The organism is Rhodococcus opacus B4 (assembly GCF_000010805.1).
In the GTDB taxonomy this organism is placed as follows: Bacteria; Actinomycetota; Actinomycetes; order Mycobacteriales; family Mycobacteriaceae; genus Rhodococcus_F; species Rhodococcus_F opacus_C.
In genome coordinates this window covers 25,812-43,278 of the sequence record NC_012520.1, presented here as the reverse complement: position 1 = coordinate 43,278, position 17,467 = coordinate 25,812, and the positions used below count along the sequence as shown (strand labels likewise).

Genomic DNA, 17,467 nt, shown 5'->3' with positions numbered 1-17,467 from the left:
ACAATCCTGATTCCACATAATGGCCACGGTGATCGACATCTTCTCACGCCGGGTGGTGGGCTGGTCGATCGCTGACCACATGCGCACCGATCTCGTCACGGACGCGATCGAGATGGCGGTGCGCACCCGCGGTGGTGACGTCGGTGGCGTTATCTTCCACAGCGACCGCGGATCACAGACCAGGCTCAACCGGTGGAAGCAACACCTCGATAACGGAGGTGTGGGAATGGGACGACCACCCGGGTGGGCAGCAGCGTTGACGGGGCGTGCGGTGATGCGGTCACCGGGACGGCCTCCGATACGCCGAGATCTAGAGCGGGCATTCTGGACGCGGATCGCCGAGGGTCTCACGAGCGACGACGCAGCGACCACATGCGGCGTGTCGGGGCCGGTGGGGACACGGTGGTTCCGCCAGGCTGGTGGGATGCCACCGATCGAGTTGACCCCGGTCTCGGGGAGGTACCTGTCGTTCACCGAGCGTGAGGATATCGCGCTGCTGCGAGCCAAGGGTATGAGTATGCGCGACATCGCTGACCGGATCGGACGGTCACCGTCGACGATCTCGCGGGAGTTGCGGCGGAACGCCGCCACCCGCAATGGCAAGCTCACATACCGAGCGTCGACCGCACAGTGGAAGGCCGACCTCGCCGCGAGGCGCCCAAAACCAGCGAAGCTCGCCGAACACGATCGGCTACGAGAATATGTGCAGGACAAACTGTCTGGTGTGATTCGTGCCGACGATGGAACCGTGGTGTCCGGTCCGGATGCCGCTTGGATTGGCCGAAACAAGCCTCGGCGCGGTGATCGTCGGTGGGCGACGGCGTGGAGTCCGGAGCAGATCTCGAATCGCCTACCGATCGACTATCCGGAGGACCCGACGATGCGCATTTCACCTGAGGCGATCTACCAATCGCTCTACATCGAGGGTCGCGGCGGCCTGGAGCGGGAGCTCGTCGCGTGCTTGCGCACCGGCCGGGCGCTGCGAAAGCCTCGTGCGCGAGCACGGAAGCAGCGCACCGGATTTATCACCGAGGAGGTGACCATCAGCGCCCGTCCGGAGGAGGTCGAGAGCCGGAAGACGCCGGGGCATTGGGAGGGCGACCTCATCATCGGTCTGACCCGGTCCGCGATCGGCACGCTCGTCGAGCGCACCAGCAGATACACGACTCTACTACACCTGCCGCGACTGAAGGGCTATGGAACAGCGGCGATGGTGAAGAACGGGCCGGCGCTGTCCGGATATGGTTCGGAGTCCGTTCGTGATGCTCTGGCCGCGACGCTGTCACCGCTGCCCGAGCATCTACGCAGATCCGTGACGTGGGATCGCGGAAAGGAACTCGCGCGTCATGCCGAGCTGACGGCATCTACGGGTATCCGTGTCTACTTCTGTGATCCGTACAGTCCATGGCAGCGCGGAACGAATGAGAACACCAATGGGCTGCTGCGACAATATTTTCCGAAGGGAACTGATCTGTCCCGATACAAGTTCCGTGAGCTTCAGGCGGTCGCCGATGCGCTCAACAACCGCCCCCGAAAAGTGCACGGTTGGAGAACTCCAGCGGAAGTGTTTGCCGAACAGGTACACTCGTCCTCACGGCACGGTGTTGCGACGACCGGTTGAATCCGCCCAGTACACCGCAGCAGCTTTCGTCGATGTATGCCGCCGTCATGGGATTCAGCTAAGTCGAGGACGGGTCGGCTCGAGTTACGATAATGCTCTCGCCGAGTCGTTCTTCCAAGGACTCAAGAGGGAGTGGCTGCACGGACGGAGTTGGACGTCGAAGTCGCAGGCACGGCTGGACCTGTTCGAGTGGCTCTCGTACTTCAATCGACGTCGCCGTCACTCCGCCCTCGGATACCTCACCCCAGTGGAGTTCGAACAACGACTCATCGCGTCGTCTACGCTGTCAGTCGCCGCATGAAATCCGGTGTCCACTCCCGAGGGGCAACCTCATACCATCGGTCTCACCGTTCTTGGCTGGTGTTGCGACTACGATCGGCAAGTCGGCCGGGTGATATCTCTCGATCGTGCTTGTTTGCCGCCGCGGCAGCCACCCACAAGTCCGCGACTGTCCTGCACAGGTTCTCCCCCGCGACGGCGTCATCATATAGCCTGTAATGCCGTGACGCGCCCACCGGGAAGTCAGACTCGTGTACTGCCTTTCGGTGAGAACGGAAGCAAATTCTGCCTGCTGACCGTGATCGGCGGAAGATCCCTCTGTCGACGGGATAGATCAACGCGTACAAGGTTGACTGGTCGAAAGCCAGGAGTGGAGGAATCCCAGCCTTCATCCAAAGCCTGACGGGTGAAGTTCACTCTCACTTCCGAAATGGATCCATCGCTGCCCTTCTTCGGTAGCTCAATGAAATCGTCCGGACTATGTTGAGAGAGTTCTGCACTGGCCCGTTGACCGTATCCAGAATCATCGTCGGGGAGAACACGCTGATGCTGCCCGACTGTCCGGTGTACCGACGGCGCGCGACATCCCATAGGGAGGAGACCGCGCGTTGGATCAACAGAGCCACACCCAAGTCCTGATCCGGGAGAGTGCCGGTGGCGCTGACAAACCATTCTGGGCCCGACCGTGACCCGGGCCGCTCGGGTTTGTGCAGATACGTCAGCATCGATCCCGACGAAATCGGAATACGATCGCCACCACCCGGAGGTTCAACCTCGAAGCGGGTGCTCGGGGTTGACTGTGCTCGAGCCGTGCTTCGCAGCGTTGTAGATGAAGGACTCCGACAAGAATCGCTCAGCGCAAAAGAGAAGAAGGCTGGTCAGCGCCTCCACCGACGCCTCGAACTGGTCGTCGGTAAGGCGTACTGCGGCACCCCTCGGGTCGGTGCCGCCCATGAAGACTGTAGCGACGTTGTCCCGCTTCACACCGTGATGTGCGACCTTGAGGCACTTGTCCTTGAACTCACCCGGCGTCCGAGACGACGCGATACCCACCCAGGGGCAATGAGGGTAAGCGACGTGCGCGAAGTACATCCTCAGGAGTGTTTCCGCGGAGTGATGCAGGATCACAACAGCTTCGGACCTGACGTAGCGGACTCGCGCATCCTCGTCCGGCGGCTGCATCGCGCCGAATTCCGCAATGCCCACACGGCGGGCAGAGCCGAACGCAGGCGCTAGGGCCGAGTCGTCACACAGCGTCAGTGACAACGACTCGATACGCATGCGCAAGTACTCAGCGGGATCCCCGGTATAGAAGGTTGCGTTCAGCTCAGAGAACTGTTCTGAGGCCAGCCCTGCGCGTGGTTGTTGTGCAGCGCCATTCTTTCGACTGCGCCGGGACCTTCCCAAGATTCCTTACCGCCTCTGCCCACGCCTCAAAAAGCCATTAGTGGAGTCACGATATCGGAGCACGCCGGAGTCCACGTCGTCGCACGTCTCATCGATTCCTCGCGGCACATCTACCGTTCGAAGCTGCAACCGCCCGTTGCGCGAGCTAAAGGTCAGCGGCCAGGTCACGCGGTATCCCGAAGCCGCGATCGTCCCCTCACTGCAGAGCTGCAAGCAGTTTGTCCAAGCAGATTCTGCAAGCAGTACGTTTGATTCTGCGCGAGGCATCCTCACCCCAGCCGCCCCCCTTGGGAAAAGTGCATCGACTTCCACAACAGGGTTGGGCGGGGCCACGTGTGCCGCGCGAGGATGACGCTAGTCCTGCTCTTCTTCCTCCTCCGCACCATGCGAGTCCATCAAAGCGGGGGGCCAGACGTCCGGCAAAACATTCTGCGGCTTTCTTTTTCTCATCTCGTATGGAATTTGGGCACTCCAGTCAAATTCTACGTTCGCCCACACTTCCGGCCGTTCAAACGATGCGGGGCCGTTGAAAATGGCCCACCCGAAAGTTATGCGTCCGCCAATGAATCTTGCCTCATGAAACGTGGTTCCACTCACGCTATTGAACTCCGTACCACCAAACTTTGCCCTTGTGTCACCGAACGTCGATTTATCAAACGAAGTTTGATCTCCATTGAACTTCGCATACCCGAAGCGCGTCGCTTCTGCGCGAAACTCGGCGGCATTGAAATCAGTGAGTCCGCCCGAAAATTCTGCATTTTTGAACGTCGTATTCTTTCCTCGAAATTTGGCCTGGTCAAATGAGACTGCTTCTCCATCGAACGTTGATCGATCGAACGACGTCATCTCGCTCTCGAAGGTGGCTTCGACGAACCATGTTCTTTTGCTGAGCAGCTTAGCGCCGGTGAACAGCGTGTTTTTACTCTCGAACCGAGCGCTATCGAAGGCTGTATCCTCACCCTCGAACTCGCAATCCGTGAAGTTTGTGATGCCGCCCGTGAACTCGACTCGATCGAATCTGTTGTACCTGCTTCCGAACTTTGCGCCAGAGAATTTGTTATTGGGGCCGTGAAACTTCGCATCGTCAAATATTGTGAGGCCGCTGCAGAATCGAGCCTCACCGAAAGTGGCTGAAGCCGTGAAAGTCGCATGCTCAAATCGGGCAGATGCTCCAAGGAACTGTGCGCGTTCGAAGCGAGCAGGTTTGTTGAAAATTGCGTAAGAGAAGTCCGCGTTGTCGAGGTGCGCGCCAGTGAAGTCGAAGTCGAGATCGCTCCAGTTGCCCTTACCATTAGCTTTTAAGTGAGCAGCGATCGTGCGAATGATGCTCTGACGTACTTCTCGGTCGTCCTGGCGGTATTCATAGTGTTCTTCGACGACGCGGTCTGTAAGACTGATGCGGATTATTCTGTTCGTTTGATTCTGACCGCGCCCCTGTGCTTGTGCGTAGGGCGCGCGGACGTAGCTGCACAGGACGTTGATGCAAGCTTGCGCCTCGGACTTATCCCCGCGTGCCAGCCAGTCGTTGGCAAGAGCTTCCATTGCGTAGACGCCAGCAGTACGAACGGCGGAGGCCGGGTCCGCGAGTTGGCCGGCGATGGTGGTAAATCTGTCACGCAGACTGCGAGTGACTTCGAGGTCATGAGAGGTTCCGAAGTGTATCTCGGCCTGTTTTCGTGTTTTATTTCCGTTCCTATATACGAGATATCCGGATCCGAGGACAGCAAGGCTCGCGAGGAGGGTGGCCCATGGTTGAGTCAGCAATCCGGGTGTCGGAGATGCCGCTTCGAGGAAGCTCTTCAAGTCTTCGAGTGTGACGGGGATCGTCGGGGACGATGGAATCTCAGCAGGTGGCAGAGGTTCGGCCGGGATCTCCGGCGGAGCTGGAGGCTCGGTCGGCTGCAACTGGGTGAGCAGAATGGGCGGCACAGTTCATTCTCGCCTGGCGCTTCGTCTTATCCGTGGAGGCTGAGCGAGTGTCCAGCCATACTGAGTGCGACGGGCGCGACAGCAGTCGTCGTTGCCAGCTCAGCCCGATACCTGGATGGGTTTGCGAATTGATACGTAGGAGCTGTCAGGTAAGGCGAGGTCGCCGAACTCATCGGTGTCGCTGCGCCAGGTCAGCGAAAGCAATGAGTCTTCGATGATGTCCGGCTCGGGATCGGTGTCTACGACGACCCATTCGTCGATGTCCTCCATCAGCAATAGGTCGCCGAGTGCGACATCGGCGGCGCGAACATCGCGGACCGGCCCGTACTGGTCCTCGTAGGTGTCAGGTGAATCCTCCGGTATGTCGAAGACCTCGGCTCCGCCGTCCGCCGGTATCTCTGGTTCGGTTGCTGCTGACTCTTTGACCAGGGCTAGTCGAGCGCGTGAGGACTCCGCCCGAGCGGCGGAGGATTCACCGAGTTGTGGAGCAGAGAGCTGGTCTAAGAACGAGGCGGCATCGGTGGCGCCGGCGGCTGTCGGGGTGCGGTAGTCGTCGAGCTCTACCGCTGCTTCGTTGGTGGGCTCGGCGCGGCCCCCGAGTAGCCCGAGGAGCGCCGTCGGTGACGCGAGACGCCGATCGGTTTCGTGGGTCATCTTCGCTCTTCTTAGCACCGGATCGAGGTCGGGTCGGTCGGTGGCCAGTACCCATTCGGCTTCGATGTAGTCGAAGTATGTCAGCGGTGCCGGTTCTGACGTGTCGTCGGTGGCGTCGATGTCCGGAAGTTCGTCCGGTGGGACGATCAGCAATCGTGGATGGCGTGTTATCGGGGGTCGGAGGGTGTCGAGCAGATCGGACTCGAAGGTGCCGGCTCGCGTCTTGCGTGGGTCGGGTACGCGGTAGCACTGGATCTCGATGGGCTGATAGTTGTCGGTGACGGTGGTGCCGCGGCCGCGGCACTTGCGGGGCACGCTGGTACCGATCGTCGGTGATTGCCACATCATGAGTGCCCCTTGTGGTGAGAGCCGGCCCATGGAGATGCGCATGGCGAAGTTGTCACGCATGTCGCCGAGGAAGTACTGCGCGTCGGGACGCTGAGTTCCGAAGACTAGATGCACTCGCGAGGTTCGGGCCTTGCGTGCCATCGACGCGAGCATGTTGAGCACCGGCGGCTGTCGGGCGCCACCTTTCGGTTTAACCCTGGAGTACCAATCTTCGACGTTGCCGCGGAACTCGGCCCATTCGTCGAGAAAGACCAGTACTGGTTCGAAGTCCGCTTCTGTCGCCTCGCCGGTAACGATCTTCTGGTAGCGGAACTCCATGAGATCGCGGGCGCGGTGGACCAACGCCACTTGCTGCTCGATGGTTGTAGCGACGACTTGTACGTTGGGCCAGTCCTGGAATCCCAGGAATTCGACGTACTTGCCGTCGAGGACCCAGATCGGCCATCCACGTCGCGAGAAGTTGACCAACAGATTGTGTGCGGTCACGGTCTTACCGCTTCCGGGTGGGCCGATCAGCATCAGGTTCGGGTCGATCGCCGGCCGCCACACAACCTCGTTGCCGTCTTCGTCGATTCCGTACGGAATTTCCACCGAGTCGTAGCTGGCCATGAGGTCGGCACCGGGGTCGAGGTCCGGTGCCGGCAACCAGACACTGTCCGGGAATGCTGTGCGTTGCTCGAATCGAACCCAATCCGTTTCAAGGTTCCACCGTGCTCGCCAGCGACCGGGCAATGTCGCGCTCATTCCTCGTTCGACGCGGGTCCGGTAGCCATCCGATTCCAGTTTCGGACCAAGTTCGTGACGTACTTCCATTGAGGTCACTTCGCCGGTTTCGGCGGCGACGTCGATCACGGTTACGGTCGCGGTCGGGCCCAACAGTTGGGCGATGATCCTCTTCGCGCGCACAACCTGGTCGCTGTCGGAAACTTCTCGTTCCGGCTCGGCAGCGGGCGTGAAGATCAGGCGCCGGCGGGCGGGGTCGTGCTTGTCGAGTTCGAAGAAACCCCACCCTTGATCTTCGAAGACCCCGCAGATATCAGCGAGCCACGTCTCGTCATTCAGTGCCTGTGTGGAGTCGTAGTGCACGGTGAGTTTCCTCGGAAGTCCCGGCCATCCACTGCTCCATTTCGATGTCGACAGCACTGCCCGGGTGGCCTCCGGCAGCCCCACGATCGGACACAGTCTTTCGATCACTTCGTCGACGTCGACATCGCGAAGCTGGTTACGTTTGCCGGCTAATCCGGCGTAGAGGGCAGCGATCGACAAGCTCGCCGCGGCGGGCATCGCGAGGGCGCTGTATCCGAACAGCGGAGCGGCGGCGCTGGCACCGACCGCGGTCGTTCCCAAGCAGAAACTGTCGCGGAGCCAGGTGTGCGGCCGCGGCGGCAAGGAACTGATTCGGGGAGAGCGTGCGAACCGCGCACCACTTTGCTGCGGAGGTGTTGTTGTCATCGCCAGGCCTCGCCGTCACAAGTCGGCGAGGAGATTACGAGCGTGCCGGCACTGACGCCGCGATCGCCTTCCGCTCGCCAATTCGTACTTCCTGATCCTGACTCGGCGTATCCAACTGCCGATCGGTGCCGCGGCAACCTTGCGTTCGCAGATCGCTGATCAGTTCGCATTTCCACGCTGCTCCCTCCTGCGCGAGCGAGCACACAACCTCGCCGCTGATTGATCTCTCCTACTCGGAGGAAGATCCCGGTAAGGGAGCTTGTGTGACACGCGCTGCCAAGTTTCCTGGTCCGTGCTCGCTCCAAATCTGGAAGTTGTGCGCTCATCGCCTCATATCGGAGTCCTCTGGGAGGCGTCCCATCCTCATCCCATTGACCAGACCTTGCGCCACCGCAATGCTGTTACGGCAATCGCCGTGTCCCGACTCAACGAAACCGATGCGGGAACGATCCTGTTCTACGATGCATCAGATTGGCGGCGTGACCTCGTCGCGCGTGGCTTAACCAATCGGATGCACACGGAACGGCGGCCTGTTGTCGCGATCCTCTCGATAAGGCAGCACGCGCTGTCGGAGCGCTGACCAGGGAACTCCGCATCAGATTCACTACACCGGGCATCAGATTGACCGACGCCGGCATCAGATTCGCCGAGTCGGCATCAGATTCGCCGAGTCGGCATCATCAGATGCACTGAGTCAGGACAAATCCTGTCCTGACTCAATGAATCTGGCGGACCTGACCAGCGGTTCGCCAGGCTCGGTGCGTCGTTGCCTTGATGAGCGACTCATTGAATTTGGCGAGTACGGAAATAAGTATGGAGATGAAGGTTTCGCCGATTCGCAGCTACACCAGGTGATACTGGGTGATCTCGCCCGGCCAACTCTCCCAGCTCCACTGAGCCGTCCGCCAGATAGCCGACACGACTCGCCAGATTCAGTGATCCTCCGCCACCTTCATTGAGCCAGTGTCGGTTCTTGAGCGATCTGGCGGTGGCGCCCTGCCGTGAGCTGCGGTGCGCCACTTGTCGCGGTCATGTCGTCATCAACCCCTTCTCACGCGATCTGGCGGATTCTGGGGACAGAGGCACCCGAATCGGCGCGACTGCAACACGTGGAACTGCGGTTCCACCGCTTCCGCCACTTCGGATGAGGAGCCTCGCCACATGTGTGAGAACTCCCGCCAGATCAGCTGAGAACCGATAGGAACGACCTCACCGGCCGTTCCAGTTCGTCGACCACCTCCCGGCAACCACCGCCACGGCACCCGACGCTCCACCCCGGACCCGGAGACGAACACCGCCTCGAACTCGTCATCGGCACGGCTCAACTGCGCAATCTCTCCCAGCACCGAGGCATGCGCCACCCGGGCGAGAAACTGCGCCAACGCCGCGCCACCTATGTGAGAAACGCGCCAGATCGACCGAGAACCGACAGCCAGGACAAATCCCCGATTTACACCACCACCCCTTGACACGTTGGTTACGCTCCGATCAGCGCAACGAAGAGAGCATGGATCGGAGCGAATCCCCCGCGTACGGGAATTATTCCGCTCAGGCAATAACCTCTCTCACGCGTCTTGATCGTTCCTTCAGCCTCGGCTACGTCCCCGTACTGTGGCCCACGCTGCCGATCTCCCTGGTCTCGCACTCCGATCAAGAACCCGTCCCAACACCGTCCCAACACCGTCCCAATGCCGTCCCAACATCAAGACTGCTTGACTTACGGGCTTATCCGTGGTGCTCCTCTCAACTAACAGGTCGGCCGTTCACTCCCCGGGAGAGTCGTGAGAAGGGTGTGTCAGTCGATTTCGACACCGAGCTCCTGAGCCTTGGCCGCGCCGAAGCCGACCAACTCGGTGCGGTCAGGACAGTGCGCAATATCCTTCGTCTTCGGCGGCAACGTACTTCGAACGAGCAGTGCCACCGCGCTCTATCGACTGATCATGTCAGGGTGGGCGTCCACAACGATGCGGTAGCCGATGCCGACGAGAACACTGCCGGCGATGCGGACGGTAAGTTGCACCCAGCGCAGATGAGCGCCCCGTTGGTCGGGCACAAGTTCAGCCTGTCCGGCGACGACGAAAGGATTCGGATCGCCCGGACCGCTCGATCCCCACGTGTGCGGTCGCCTCGGTGTCGAAGTAGGGCAGGAAGTCGGGCAGGAACACCGACGCCACATGCGGCTTGGACGCCGAGACGCTGCGGCCGAAGAATTTGCCAACGGTGACTCTCTTAGGGCGCGGAGGCATGCTCGGAGGAGGCTACGTGATCAACGGCACCTGGAATATCTGAACTAGTTCTGATGTAATGGTGTGTATGAGCAAGTCGACTACTACGGCCACATTCTCCGAATTTTTGAGGTCACCCAAGGATGTCCTTGGCGTCCTCGAGGACAGCGGTGAGGTGGTTCTGACTCGCCGGAATGCTCCAGCTCTGCGGTTGACCCAGGAGTCGGCGAGCCGCGCGGAGTTGAGCGCCCTCGGCGTCGTCGGGCAGCTTTTCGCTGCCTCCCTCGATGAGGCGGCGCTCGATCGTGTCGCCACCCGCCTGGCCGTGACACTGCCGTGGATCGGGTTACTCCCTGCGGCCTTGCACGCGGAGTTCGTCGCCGAGTTCCAGGCCACGGCGCGTGCCTGCATCGCTGTGGCCCGCTTCGATCGACTCGCGATCCTGCTCGAAGCATGGAAGGCCACGGCGGAGGCGTACGCCGACCCTCGGTTGACAGCTGATGGCTCCGACTTGGAGTATCTCGATGAACCCGAGGTGGTCGAAGCCCCGGATCTCGGCGCGTGAGCAAGAAGGATGGCCCGGTCCCTCGTCCGATCAAACGTGTCGAATGGCATCTCGTGTTCGCCACGCGTGACGCCGCGAAGGGCTGGACCGATCTGCTGGCGACCGCACGCAACGCCACGGTCGATGCATGGGACACACTCACCCGAGAACCGATAGTGGAGACATCGCGGCTGTATCAGCTCAAGGGCGACTACGCCTACGGGACGTACCAAGGGCGAACCTACGCTCGGTACCAGTACAAGGTGACCGACGGTGGGCGGATCTGGTTCTTCGTCGATCCGGCGCCTAAAGGCGCGAAGAACGCCGGCCGAGTTCTACTCGAGCGATGCGAGCCTGGGCATCCGAAGGAAACCGAGTAAGGCTCAATACGGTCGCTGCGAGCACGCCGAGCGGTGGGGCGCGACCCTGCCCCAAACCGGAGGCCCATTAACGGTCCTGGCCTGCGGGAACCTGTAGGTCAGTGGTGCAGTCGACGTAGGTCGGCGTGGGCGGTGGGTGGCATTTGCGCACGATCTCGGTGTGGCAATAACGTCCTGGCGGGTGTCAGGCTGTCAACTTCTTCATGTGCTCACGCACGGCCGGCACGTATGCCTGGGTCTGGCCGAATGGCGGAATCCCGCCGTAAGTGACGACGGCACCCTCCCCGCCGTTGTAGGCGGCGATGATCAGATCGGTGAAGTCGCCCTTGACGGCTCCACTGTCGTGATGCGGTCGAAGGTAGTCGGCGATGTGGCAGAGATAGCGCCCTTCCGAGGCGATCGCGTCATACGGATTGAACGGGTCGGCAGCGTTCGGTGGTTCCGCTTTTCCGCTTCGATCTAGACCGGAATCCGTACCGAAAGCCTTCCAGGTCTCCGGCATGAACTGACTCATTCCTTCGGCGCCGCCCTGGTTTACGCCATCGCCCTTGCTGACCGCCTTTTCGTTGAACCCGGACTCTTGTTGAACGATGCCGGCAACCAGAACCGGGCTCACCTCTGGGCACAGAGACCCAGCAGCCGAGACTGCGTTGGTGTATTGCGGCGGGATGCTGCCAGGGGCGAACCTGGTCTGATCACCGACCTCTGGCGGGCACGGCTCCGTGGTGGTCGTACCGCCCGGAGCGCTGCCGTAGTGGGAGTCGGCGGTCGGCATCCCGCCGCCCTCGAGTGTGACGTGTACGTGGTCGAAGTGGTTTGCGGTGTAGCCGTGACGGTCCTCCATCAGCGACCAGTCACCGGTGCCGTCCCAGTAGCGCTGTTGCCAGATCACGTACTCGACGCTGAGGGCCGCTTTGTTCTGTTGGAGGTACAGGGCGATCTTGTCGCCGAGTGCCTTCCCTTGGGCGCTCGCGGAGTCGGGAATCATGATGTCGACCGCGCGCCCGGCGGGGTGGTCCTGGGCGACGTCGTCCGTGGGGCGCCAACCGCCGATGGTAGTGATCTCGGGGAAGGCCGCCGCGATTGTGCGCATGACGCGGATCGAGTCGACCTGCATCTGCGCTTCGCTGCCTTTGTCGGCGGGCAGCGGTGGCAGATCTCCACCGGTGGAATCGGTATGTGCGACCAGCTCTGCTGGTCCTCGAGTGGGCGAGATGGTTCCTTGTTGTTTGAGCCACGGAATGGGATCTACTCCCCCGCCCAGTGACCAGCCTCCGGGGTAGACGCCGAAGTGAAGATGCGGTCCACTCGACTGTCCTTCGCTGCCCACCTTGCCGATCAGTTGGCCCGCTGTGACCTTGTCTCCGGTGTGGACGAGGACCCCGGACGCCTGCATGTGCCCGTACAGGGATTCGACGATCTGGCCCTCGATGGTGTGCCGGATCCGAATCCAGTGTCCGTAGCCGGCGGCGGGCTCGGCGGCGATGACTTCGCCGTCACCGGCGGCGTAGAACGGGGTGTCCAGTGGTGCTGCGTAGTCCTGGCCGTCGTGCATGCCTGTCTCGCGCATACCGAAGGGTGAGCTGATTGTGTAGGTGCCTTCGGCCATCGGGACCGCGAGGGATCCGGGCTTGAGTCCCATGAGGCTGCCGCCCCCGGCGTCTGGCACAGGTTGACCGCAGTTCGTGTCACTACCGGTCGTCGCGAGGATGACCAGTATCGGAGCCATCATGATGACCATGGCGAAGGCGGGTATTCCGGCGAGCAGCCACCACCACTTTTTCGAGCTGCCTTCCTGTGCGTCCGGGGTCGACGGTGGTGTGTCGAGGAGCGCCATCAGCGAGCTCGGTGAGCCAGTGCGCTCGGCGTGACTACCGGCGCGGATCCGGACTGCGCGGCGGCAGCGAGCAGCTGAGCAGTCTTCGACCCTGCACCGTTGGGGACCCCTGTTTCAGGAGAGGCGGGTCTGGCTGGTCGCGGGGTGCGGCTCGGTGTAGTCGGCAACATCACCGGCGCCCCAGATGTGGTGGTGAATTCGCGGAATCGGCGACCGTCAGGGCTACTGGTCGTGGTGGCCGAGGCGCGGACCTGGCCAGGGTTGGCGACCGGCAACGACGGGGCGACCCCGATGGGGTGCTTGATGCCGGCCTTGTCCGACACCGCCGTTTTCGACAGTCGACTCCGGACAGCGTCGGCAGCAGCGTTCGTAGCCGCGGTTCCACGACTGGTCTGGGCACCGACCGTGCCTGAGGTGGACTTCGGGTAGCTGTCGGGATCGGCGATCGAGTCGACCTTGTTCTTCGCTCGCTTCGCCGTCGAGGAGAGGACCCGTCCGGCAACCAGCACTGCAGCTGCCCCGCCGGTTGCTGCGGTCGACGTGGCTCCGGCTGCGACTTTTCCGGTCGTTGCCGCGGCAGTGCCGGACTTCTTCGCTAGTGCTCCTGCCCCCTTCACCACGGCCTTTCCGCCCTGGTACATGTGGCGTCCGTTGGCGGCCATCGCAGCAATGTCGCGCGCTGTGGTGGGCGTTGAGCGACTAATGGCGGTCGGTGCGACGTTGGGCCGTTTAGTCAGAATTGTTGCCAGGTTGTCCGACATTCGCTTCATTCCCTTGACCGCTCGGCGGAAGAGGAGAAGTGCGGTGACCAGGAAGATGTCGACGAAGAACACCGTGCGGATCAGGTTCGATTCGTCTGCAGCGAAGAGATCCTCGACGACCATGACGTATCCCACGAGGAAGACGATGGCGAAGATCATCTGCAGCAACGCCATTGCGACGTTGGCGATGGTCCGCCAGAACTGCCCGCGCATCGAGGGTGCGATGGCGAGGACGACTCCTGGTATCGATTTGATGGCATTGCCGATCGAGACACCTGCGGCGATGATCAATCGGCCGGCGAGGTAGATCGCGAAGGCCATGAGGAGTGCGCCGGCGAAGATCAGGAAAAACAGGCCCATCGCTTGTCCGGGACCGGGGTTGTCGGCATAGGCCTTCATCGGCCCGTCCTCCCCCTCACATTTGGCGATGGCATCTTTGACGCGGTCTTCCGGTTTCGCGTCGGGATTGATCAGGTCAAGGGCTACGCCTGCCCCAGGGGCGATCTCGGAGACGACGTCCTGCGCTTTGTCTGCGAGTCCTGGCTCCTTGGGCTTCGCGAGGTACGCGGCGTCGAACTCTTTGACGCATTTCCCGTTGTTTTCCGGGGCATCGAGAACGACTCCGAAGTTGATCAGTTGCGTTGGTTGGCGGATGAACGTGTCGATGAGTTTCGATTCGATCGTTTCGATCTCGGTCTGCGGGTTTCCGCTGGTATCACCGCCGTTGGCGAGCCCGGAGGCGACTTCCAGGCCGGCATCTCGCGCCGACAGCACCAGTCCGTTGTCCCCGAGGACGCGATCGACCGGGTTCGAGAGAACGCCCGCGGCCGCGGCCGCGATGACGCAGGACATGAGGAGCTCGTAGATTCCGGTGGAGAATCGGCCGCGGATGATCCAGATGGCGACGCTGAGTCCGGCGACTGTGAGCATCAGCGGGGTCAGCGCGAACTGGTCGGTGATGGTGGTGACCGAGTCGGCGATGGTGCGCACGGGTGTGAGGATCAGGTCGAGCCATTCGAACGAGAGCACCCAGGTGATGAACCAGATGGCCGTTGCCATCAGGAAGCGGAAGACCTCGTATTCGAGGGTGATGATGTACGCCCAGATCATGCGCCAGCCGCCGCCCACTGAGGCGTTGCCTTTGTCGATGGACAGGAAATAGCTCCACGCGTCGATGCCGTGCGAATCTTTCAGATTCATCCAGGCGAAGAACGGGCTCGCACCGCCGCCGCCGGCGGGATCGGCGAGAGCCGGGGTGGCCACGATCATCAAGAGGGCGCCGGCCGCGTGCCAGCCGGCGATGAGGCGGATGAGTAGCCGGCTCCACCAGCGTGCCCACAGCCAGCGGGTTACTGGACGGGTCAGGTGTATCAGTGCGGTCAGCCAGGATTGCGGAATCCATGCGGTGACAAGCCACAGCAGTGAGCGTTTGGCCGCGGCGCGGACACTGAAATACTCCCGGGGTTCGGGGCCGCCGACCACCTCCCGTTCACGGGAGGACGCCGCGGCCGCGGTCATGCTTTCACCAGCTTGTTGTCCTTCGGAGTGGTCGACACTGCAATTCGGCGAGACTCGGTTGCAGGCAGCAGCGTCTTGATACGGCCGACGTTTCCGCTGCCATCGCGCATGTAACCTTCACCGCGGCGGTGAGGTTCGACGTACTTGTCTTTTCCGGTTACCGGAGCTGTCTGCTCCATGTATTGCTTGACCAGTCCGTAGTCGTCCGGGTCGAGGCCAAGCCATTCAATGGCGCGCTTGGCGAGGGTTTCGTCTGTATGACGGTGCGCGATGCGGGTCTTGATCAGTCCGCGCAGCTTCGGGGTGCCGAACGCGCAGTCCTGGTCGCCGAGTCCCACGGCGGCCGAGGACTTGCGGCCCTGCAGCACGAAGTCCTCGACGATGTCGACTCCGTCGTCGGCGCCCAGGAGGTGGTGTGCCTCGTCGACGAGGAACAACGCCATCTGGTCGGGGTCGGCGAAGCACTGTCCGCGGGCGACCTTCGCGATCAGGGTGTACACCGCGTGGCCGAACCGCTTCTCCAGCGGCAGGTTCTCGTAGAGGTGTTGTTTCTCGGTCTGCAGCTGGGTTGGTAAGTCGACCTTGTGGGTGCGGAAAATGATGCCGGGAGCAGTAATGGGCAGCGGGGGTAGATCTTTGCCGAACAGTGCCGCCGCGTAGGTGCGGCGGGCGTAGACGTTCATTGCTTCGCCGAGATCTTGGGCGTGGGCGATCGGGCAAGCACCGGACAGGAGGTGTTCGGTCAGCTCGCCCAAACCCTGGTAGGGGTGCTCTGCGCGGTATTCGGGCTCGATCACTTTTGCCAATGCGATGCCCAGGTCTGAGGAAGGCTGGATCCGGAGCAGTGTCAACAACACGGACTGGGCCATTTCTGCTGCGAGTCCGGCCTCGAAGATCCTCAGTGGATCCATGCTGTATTCGGGTTCGACGAGGTCGACCACGACTGCTTCGGTGACGGCGCGTGCCCAGTTGGCGTACTCGCCGAGATCGCTTTGGTCGATGCCGATGACCTGCCCTCCGCAGTCGACGACCTGGCCGGCGATCACCTTCATGGTGACCGACTTGCCCGATCCGAGCTCACCGGTGACCGCGAAGGATCCGGACTGGTCGCGTAGGGACTTTCCGGCGACGTCGTGGTGAACCACACCGATCCGAGAGGTGGTGATGTTCAGTGCCAACAGCGGACCGCTGCCATCGCCGAGTTCGTTGCGAATGAACGGCATGTACGCCGCGAAATGCGTCGATGTGGTGATCTGCGCGAACTCGCGGACGATCTTCGATGTGGGGACGCCAGGCAACATCGCCCACCACAGGTCTTCCTGGTAGCCGACCGGCGCGACCACCTTGTATTCCTGCTGTTCGAACGCTTTCACCAATGCCTTCGCATCAGCGAGTGCACGCTCCTCGGAATCAGCTCCTACCGCGAACAACGCCGTCCAGGCAACCTCGACCTCATCGCGGTTCGTCTCGAGCAACGAGGTGTATTCGGTCAACGCGGCGGCAGCGAGGTCGAGAACACCTTGGCCGCCGGCCAACTCTCCTTCCCGCTGTTCGTACTGCTCCTTCAGGTTCTCGAGTGCGCGCTTGTTCGCTCGCATGACATCGGCACCGGCGGTTACCTTGAGCCGTACGGCGAAATCGACATCAATATCGCCGAAGTCGTCAGCGAGGGTGAAGAACTCCGAGCCGGGGAAATAGACGCCACCGGCGGGGGTGTCAGCGAGCGCGAGGAGCACTTGGTAGGAGGCCGGGTGGTCGACGATTTCGTACGGCTGGTCGACTTTCAGGACCCGACTGAACGTCGGGACCTTGCCTCGCCAACCCGAAGCCTTCTCTCGATCCGATTGGGCGCCCTCGTCGATCCGGCATGCGGTCAGGGCGGCACCTGACTTTGCTCCTGGCGTCACGGCTGCGTCGGGCAGGTCAGGGTCGACATGCAGTCCGCGCGTCATCGCGTGCTGCCACAGCCACACCATCTGAGCGGGAGTGGCAGGTTGCGGATCGAAGACACCGGGGATGTCGGCCATGATCCGGTTGGCCTGCCGGACACGGGCCCGGATCTCGTCATCGTCAAGTGCGGTCCGCGGCAGCCCGATGTAGTCGGAGAGTGTGGTCCAGGCCGAATGAGCGGCGGCCTTGACCTGATCGACGACCTTGGGTGTGGTCAGCGGAATGCTCAGCCAGTAGATCCTCTGCCCCGGGCGGTATAGCTCGATCGAGTCGAGAGTCGCTTCGCATTCGGTTGCCCAGTCCGGGTGTGCATCGAGATCGACGCCTTCGGTCATTCGGGAAACGATGGCTTCGGCGCTCAACGATGCTGCGATGCCCATCAACAGTGACTCGCCCGGAAGGGCGCGGACGAGCATCGTGTGCAGGGTACGAGCAGTGCGCTTGTCCACATCGGGGCGGTAACCGTAGTCGATGCCCGTGAGCACGTAGTCCGCCCAGACAACGCCGGACTTCGTCCACCGGATGTTCGCGGCCATTGACAGTGTCGGCTGTTCCATAGTGG

The 17,467-nt window shown here is 61.9% G+C and carries 10 protein-coding genes and 1 pseudogene; 4 read left to right on the top strand and 7 right to left on the bottom strand.

The annotated features are described in order from the left end of the window. Positions 1-19: 19 nt before the first annotated feature. Together ROP_RS36140 and ROP_RS42905 are read left to right on the top strand one after the other, a co-directional pair. Positions 20-1,621 carry an IS30 family transposase gene (locus ROP_RS36140; protein WP_080512607.1) on the top strand — a complete coding sequence of 534 codons (1,602 nt, stop codon included), beginning with the start codon at positions 20-22 and terminating at the stop codon, positions 1,619-1,621. A 4-nt stretch (positions 1,622-1,625) separates the two neighbouring features. Further along, a pseudogene (locus ROP_RS42905) lies at positions 1,626-1,922 on the top strand (integrase core domain-containing protein); the annotation flags it as partial. Between the two features lie 746 nt (positions 1,923-2,668). On the opposite strand, the gene ROP_RS36135 reads toward ROP_RS42905, so the two are convergent. From ROP_RS36135 to ROP_RS44925, 4 genes are all read right to left on the bottom strand, one after another. Beyond that, positions 2,669-3,181, bottom strand: coding sequence for a hypothetical protein (locus ROP_RS36135; RefSeq protein WP_012686756.1), 513 nt, complete (start codon positions 3,179-3,181; stop codon positions 2,669-2,671). Positions 3,182-3,661: 480 nt separating this feature from the next. Next, positions 3,662-5,236: a pentapeptide repeat-containing protein gene (locus ROP_RS41770; protein ID WP_012686755.1), complete on the bottom strand. Its 1,575-nt coding sequence runs from the start codon at positions 5,234-5,236 to the stop codon at positions 3,662-3,664. A 99-nt stretch (positions 5,237-5,335) separates the two neighbouring features. After that, entirely contained in the window at positions 5,336-7,690 is a 2,355-nt protein-coding gene (locus ROP_RS36130; protein WP_012686754.1) for an FtsK/SpoIIIE domain-containing protein, read from the bottom strand. A 1,795-nt stretch (positions 7,691-9,485) separates the two neighbouring features. Then, positions 9,486-9,611, bottom strand: coding sequence for a hypothetical protein (locus ROP_RS44925; protein ID WP_268960729.1), 126 nt, complete (start codon positions 9,609-9,611; stop codon positions 9,486-9,488). Positions 9,612-10,003: 392 nt separating this feature from the next. Between ROP_RS44925 and ROP_RS36125 the strand changes: the two genes are divergently transcribed. Both ROP_RS36125 and ROP_RS36120 read left to right on the top strand, forming a co-directional pair. Further along, positions 10,004-10,480 (top strand): hypothetical protein, encoded by a 477-nt coding sequence (locus tag ROP_RS36125; RefSeq protein WP_043827368.1) that lies wholly within the window; start codon positions 10,004-10,006, stop codon positions 10,478-10,480. Further along, positions 10,477-10,839 (top strand): hypothetical protein, encoded by a 363-nt coding sequence (locus ROP_RS36120; protein ID WP_012686751.1) that lies wholly within the window; start codon positions 10,477-10,479, stop codon positions 10,837-10,839. The genes ROP_RS36125 and ROP_RS36120 overlap by 4 nt, the downstream gene beginning before the upstream one ends. A 184-nt stretch (positions 10,840-11,023) precedes the next feature. On the opposite strand, the gene ROP_RS36115 is transcribed toward ROP_RS36120, so the two are convergent. From ROP_RS36115 to ROP_RS36105, 3 genes are read right to left on the bottom strand one after another with little or no spacing between them, the layout of a single operon-like run. Continuing rightward, on the bottom strand, positions 11,024-12,676 hold the full coding sequence (locus ROP_RS36115; protein ID WP_012686750.1) for a M23 family metallopeptidase: 1,653 nt from the start codon (positions 12,674-12,676) through the stop codon (positions 11,024-11,026). After that, positions 12,676-14,955 carry a hypothetical protein gene (locus ROP_RS36110; protein ID WP_012686749.1) on the bottom strand — a complete coding sequence of 760 codons (2,280 nt, stop codon included), beginning with the start codon at positions 14,953-14,955 and terminating at the stop codon, positions 12,676-12,678. The genes ROP_RS36115 and ROP_RS36110 overlap by 1 nt, the downstream gene beginning before the upstream one ends. Then, positions 14,952-17,462 carry an ATP-binding protein gene (locus ROP_RS36105; RefSeq protein ID WP_012686748.1) on the bottom strand — a complete coding sequence of 837 codons (2,511 nt, stop codon included), beginning with the start codon at positions 17,460-17,462 and terminating at the stop codon, positions 14,952-14,954. The genes ROP_RS36110 and ROP_RS36105 overlap by 4 nt, the downstream gene beginning before the upstream one ends. Between the last annotated feature and the right edge of the window lie 5 nt (positions 17,463-17,467).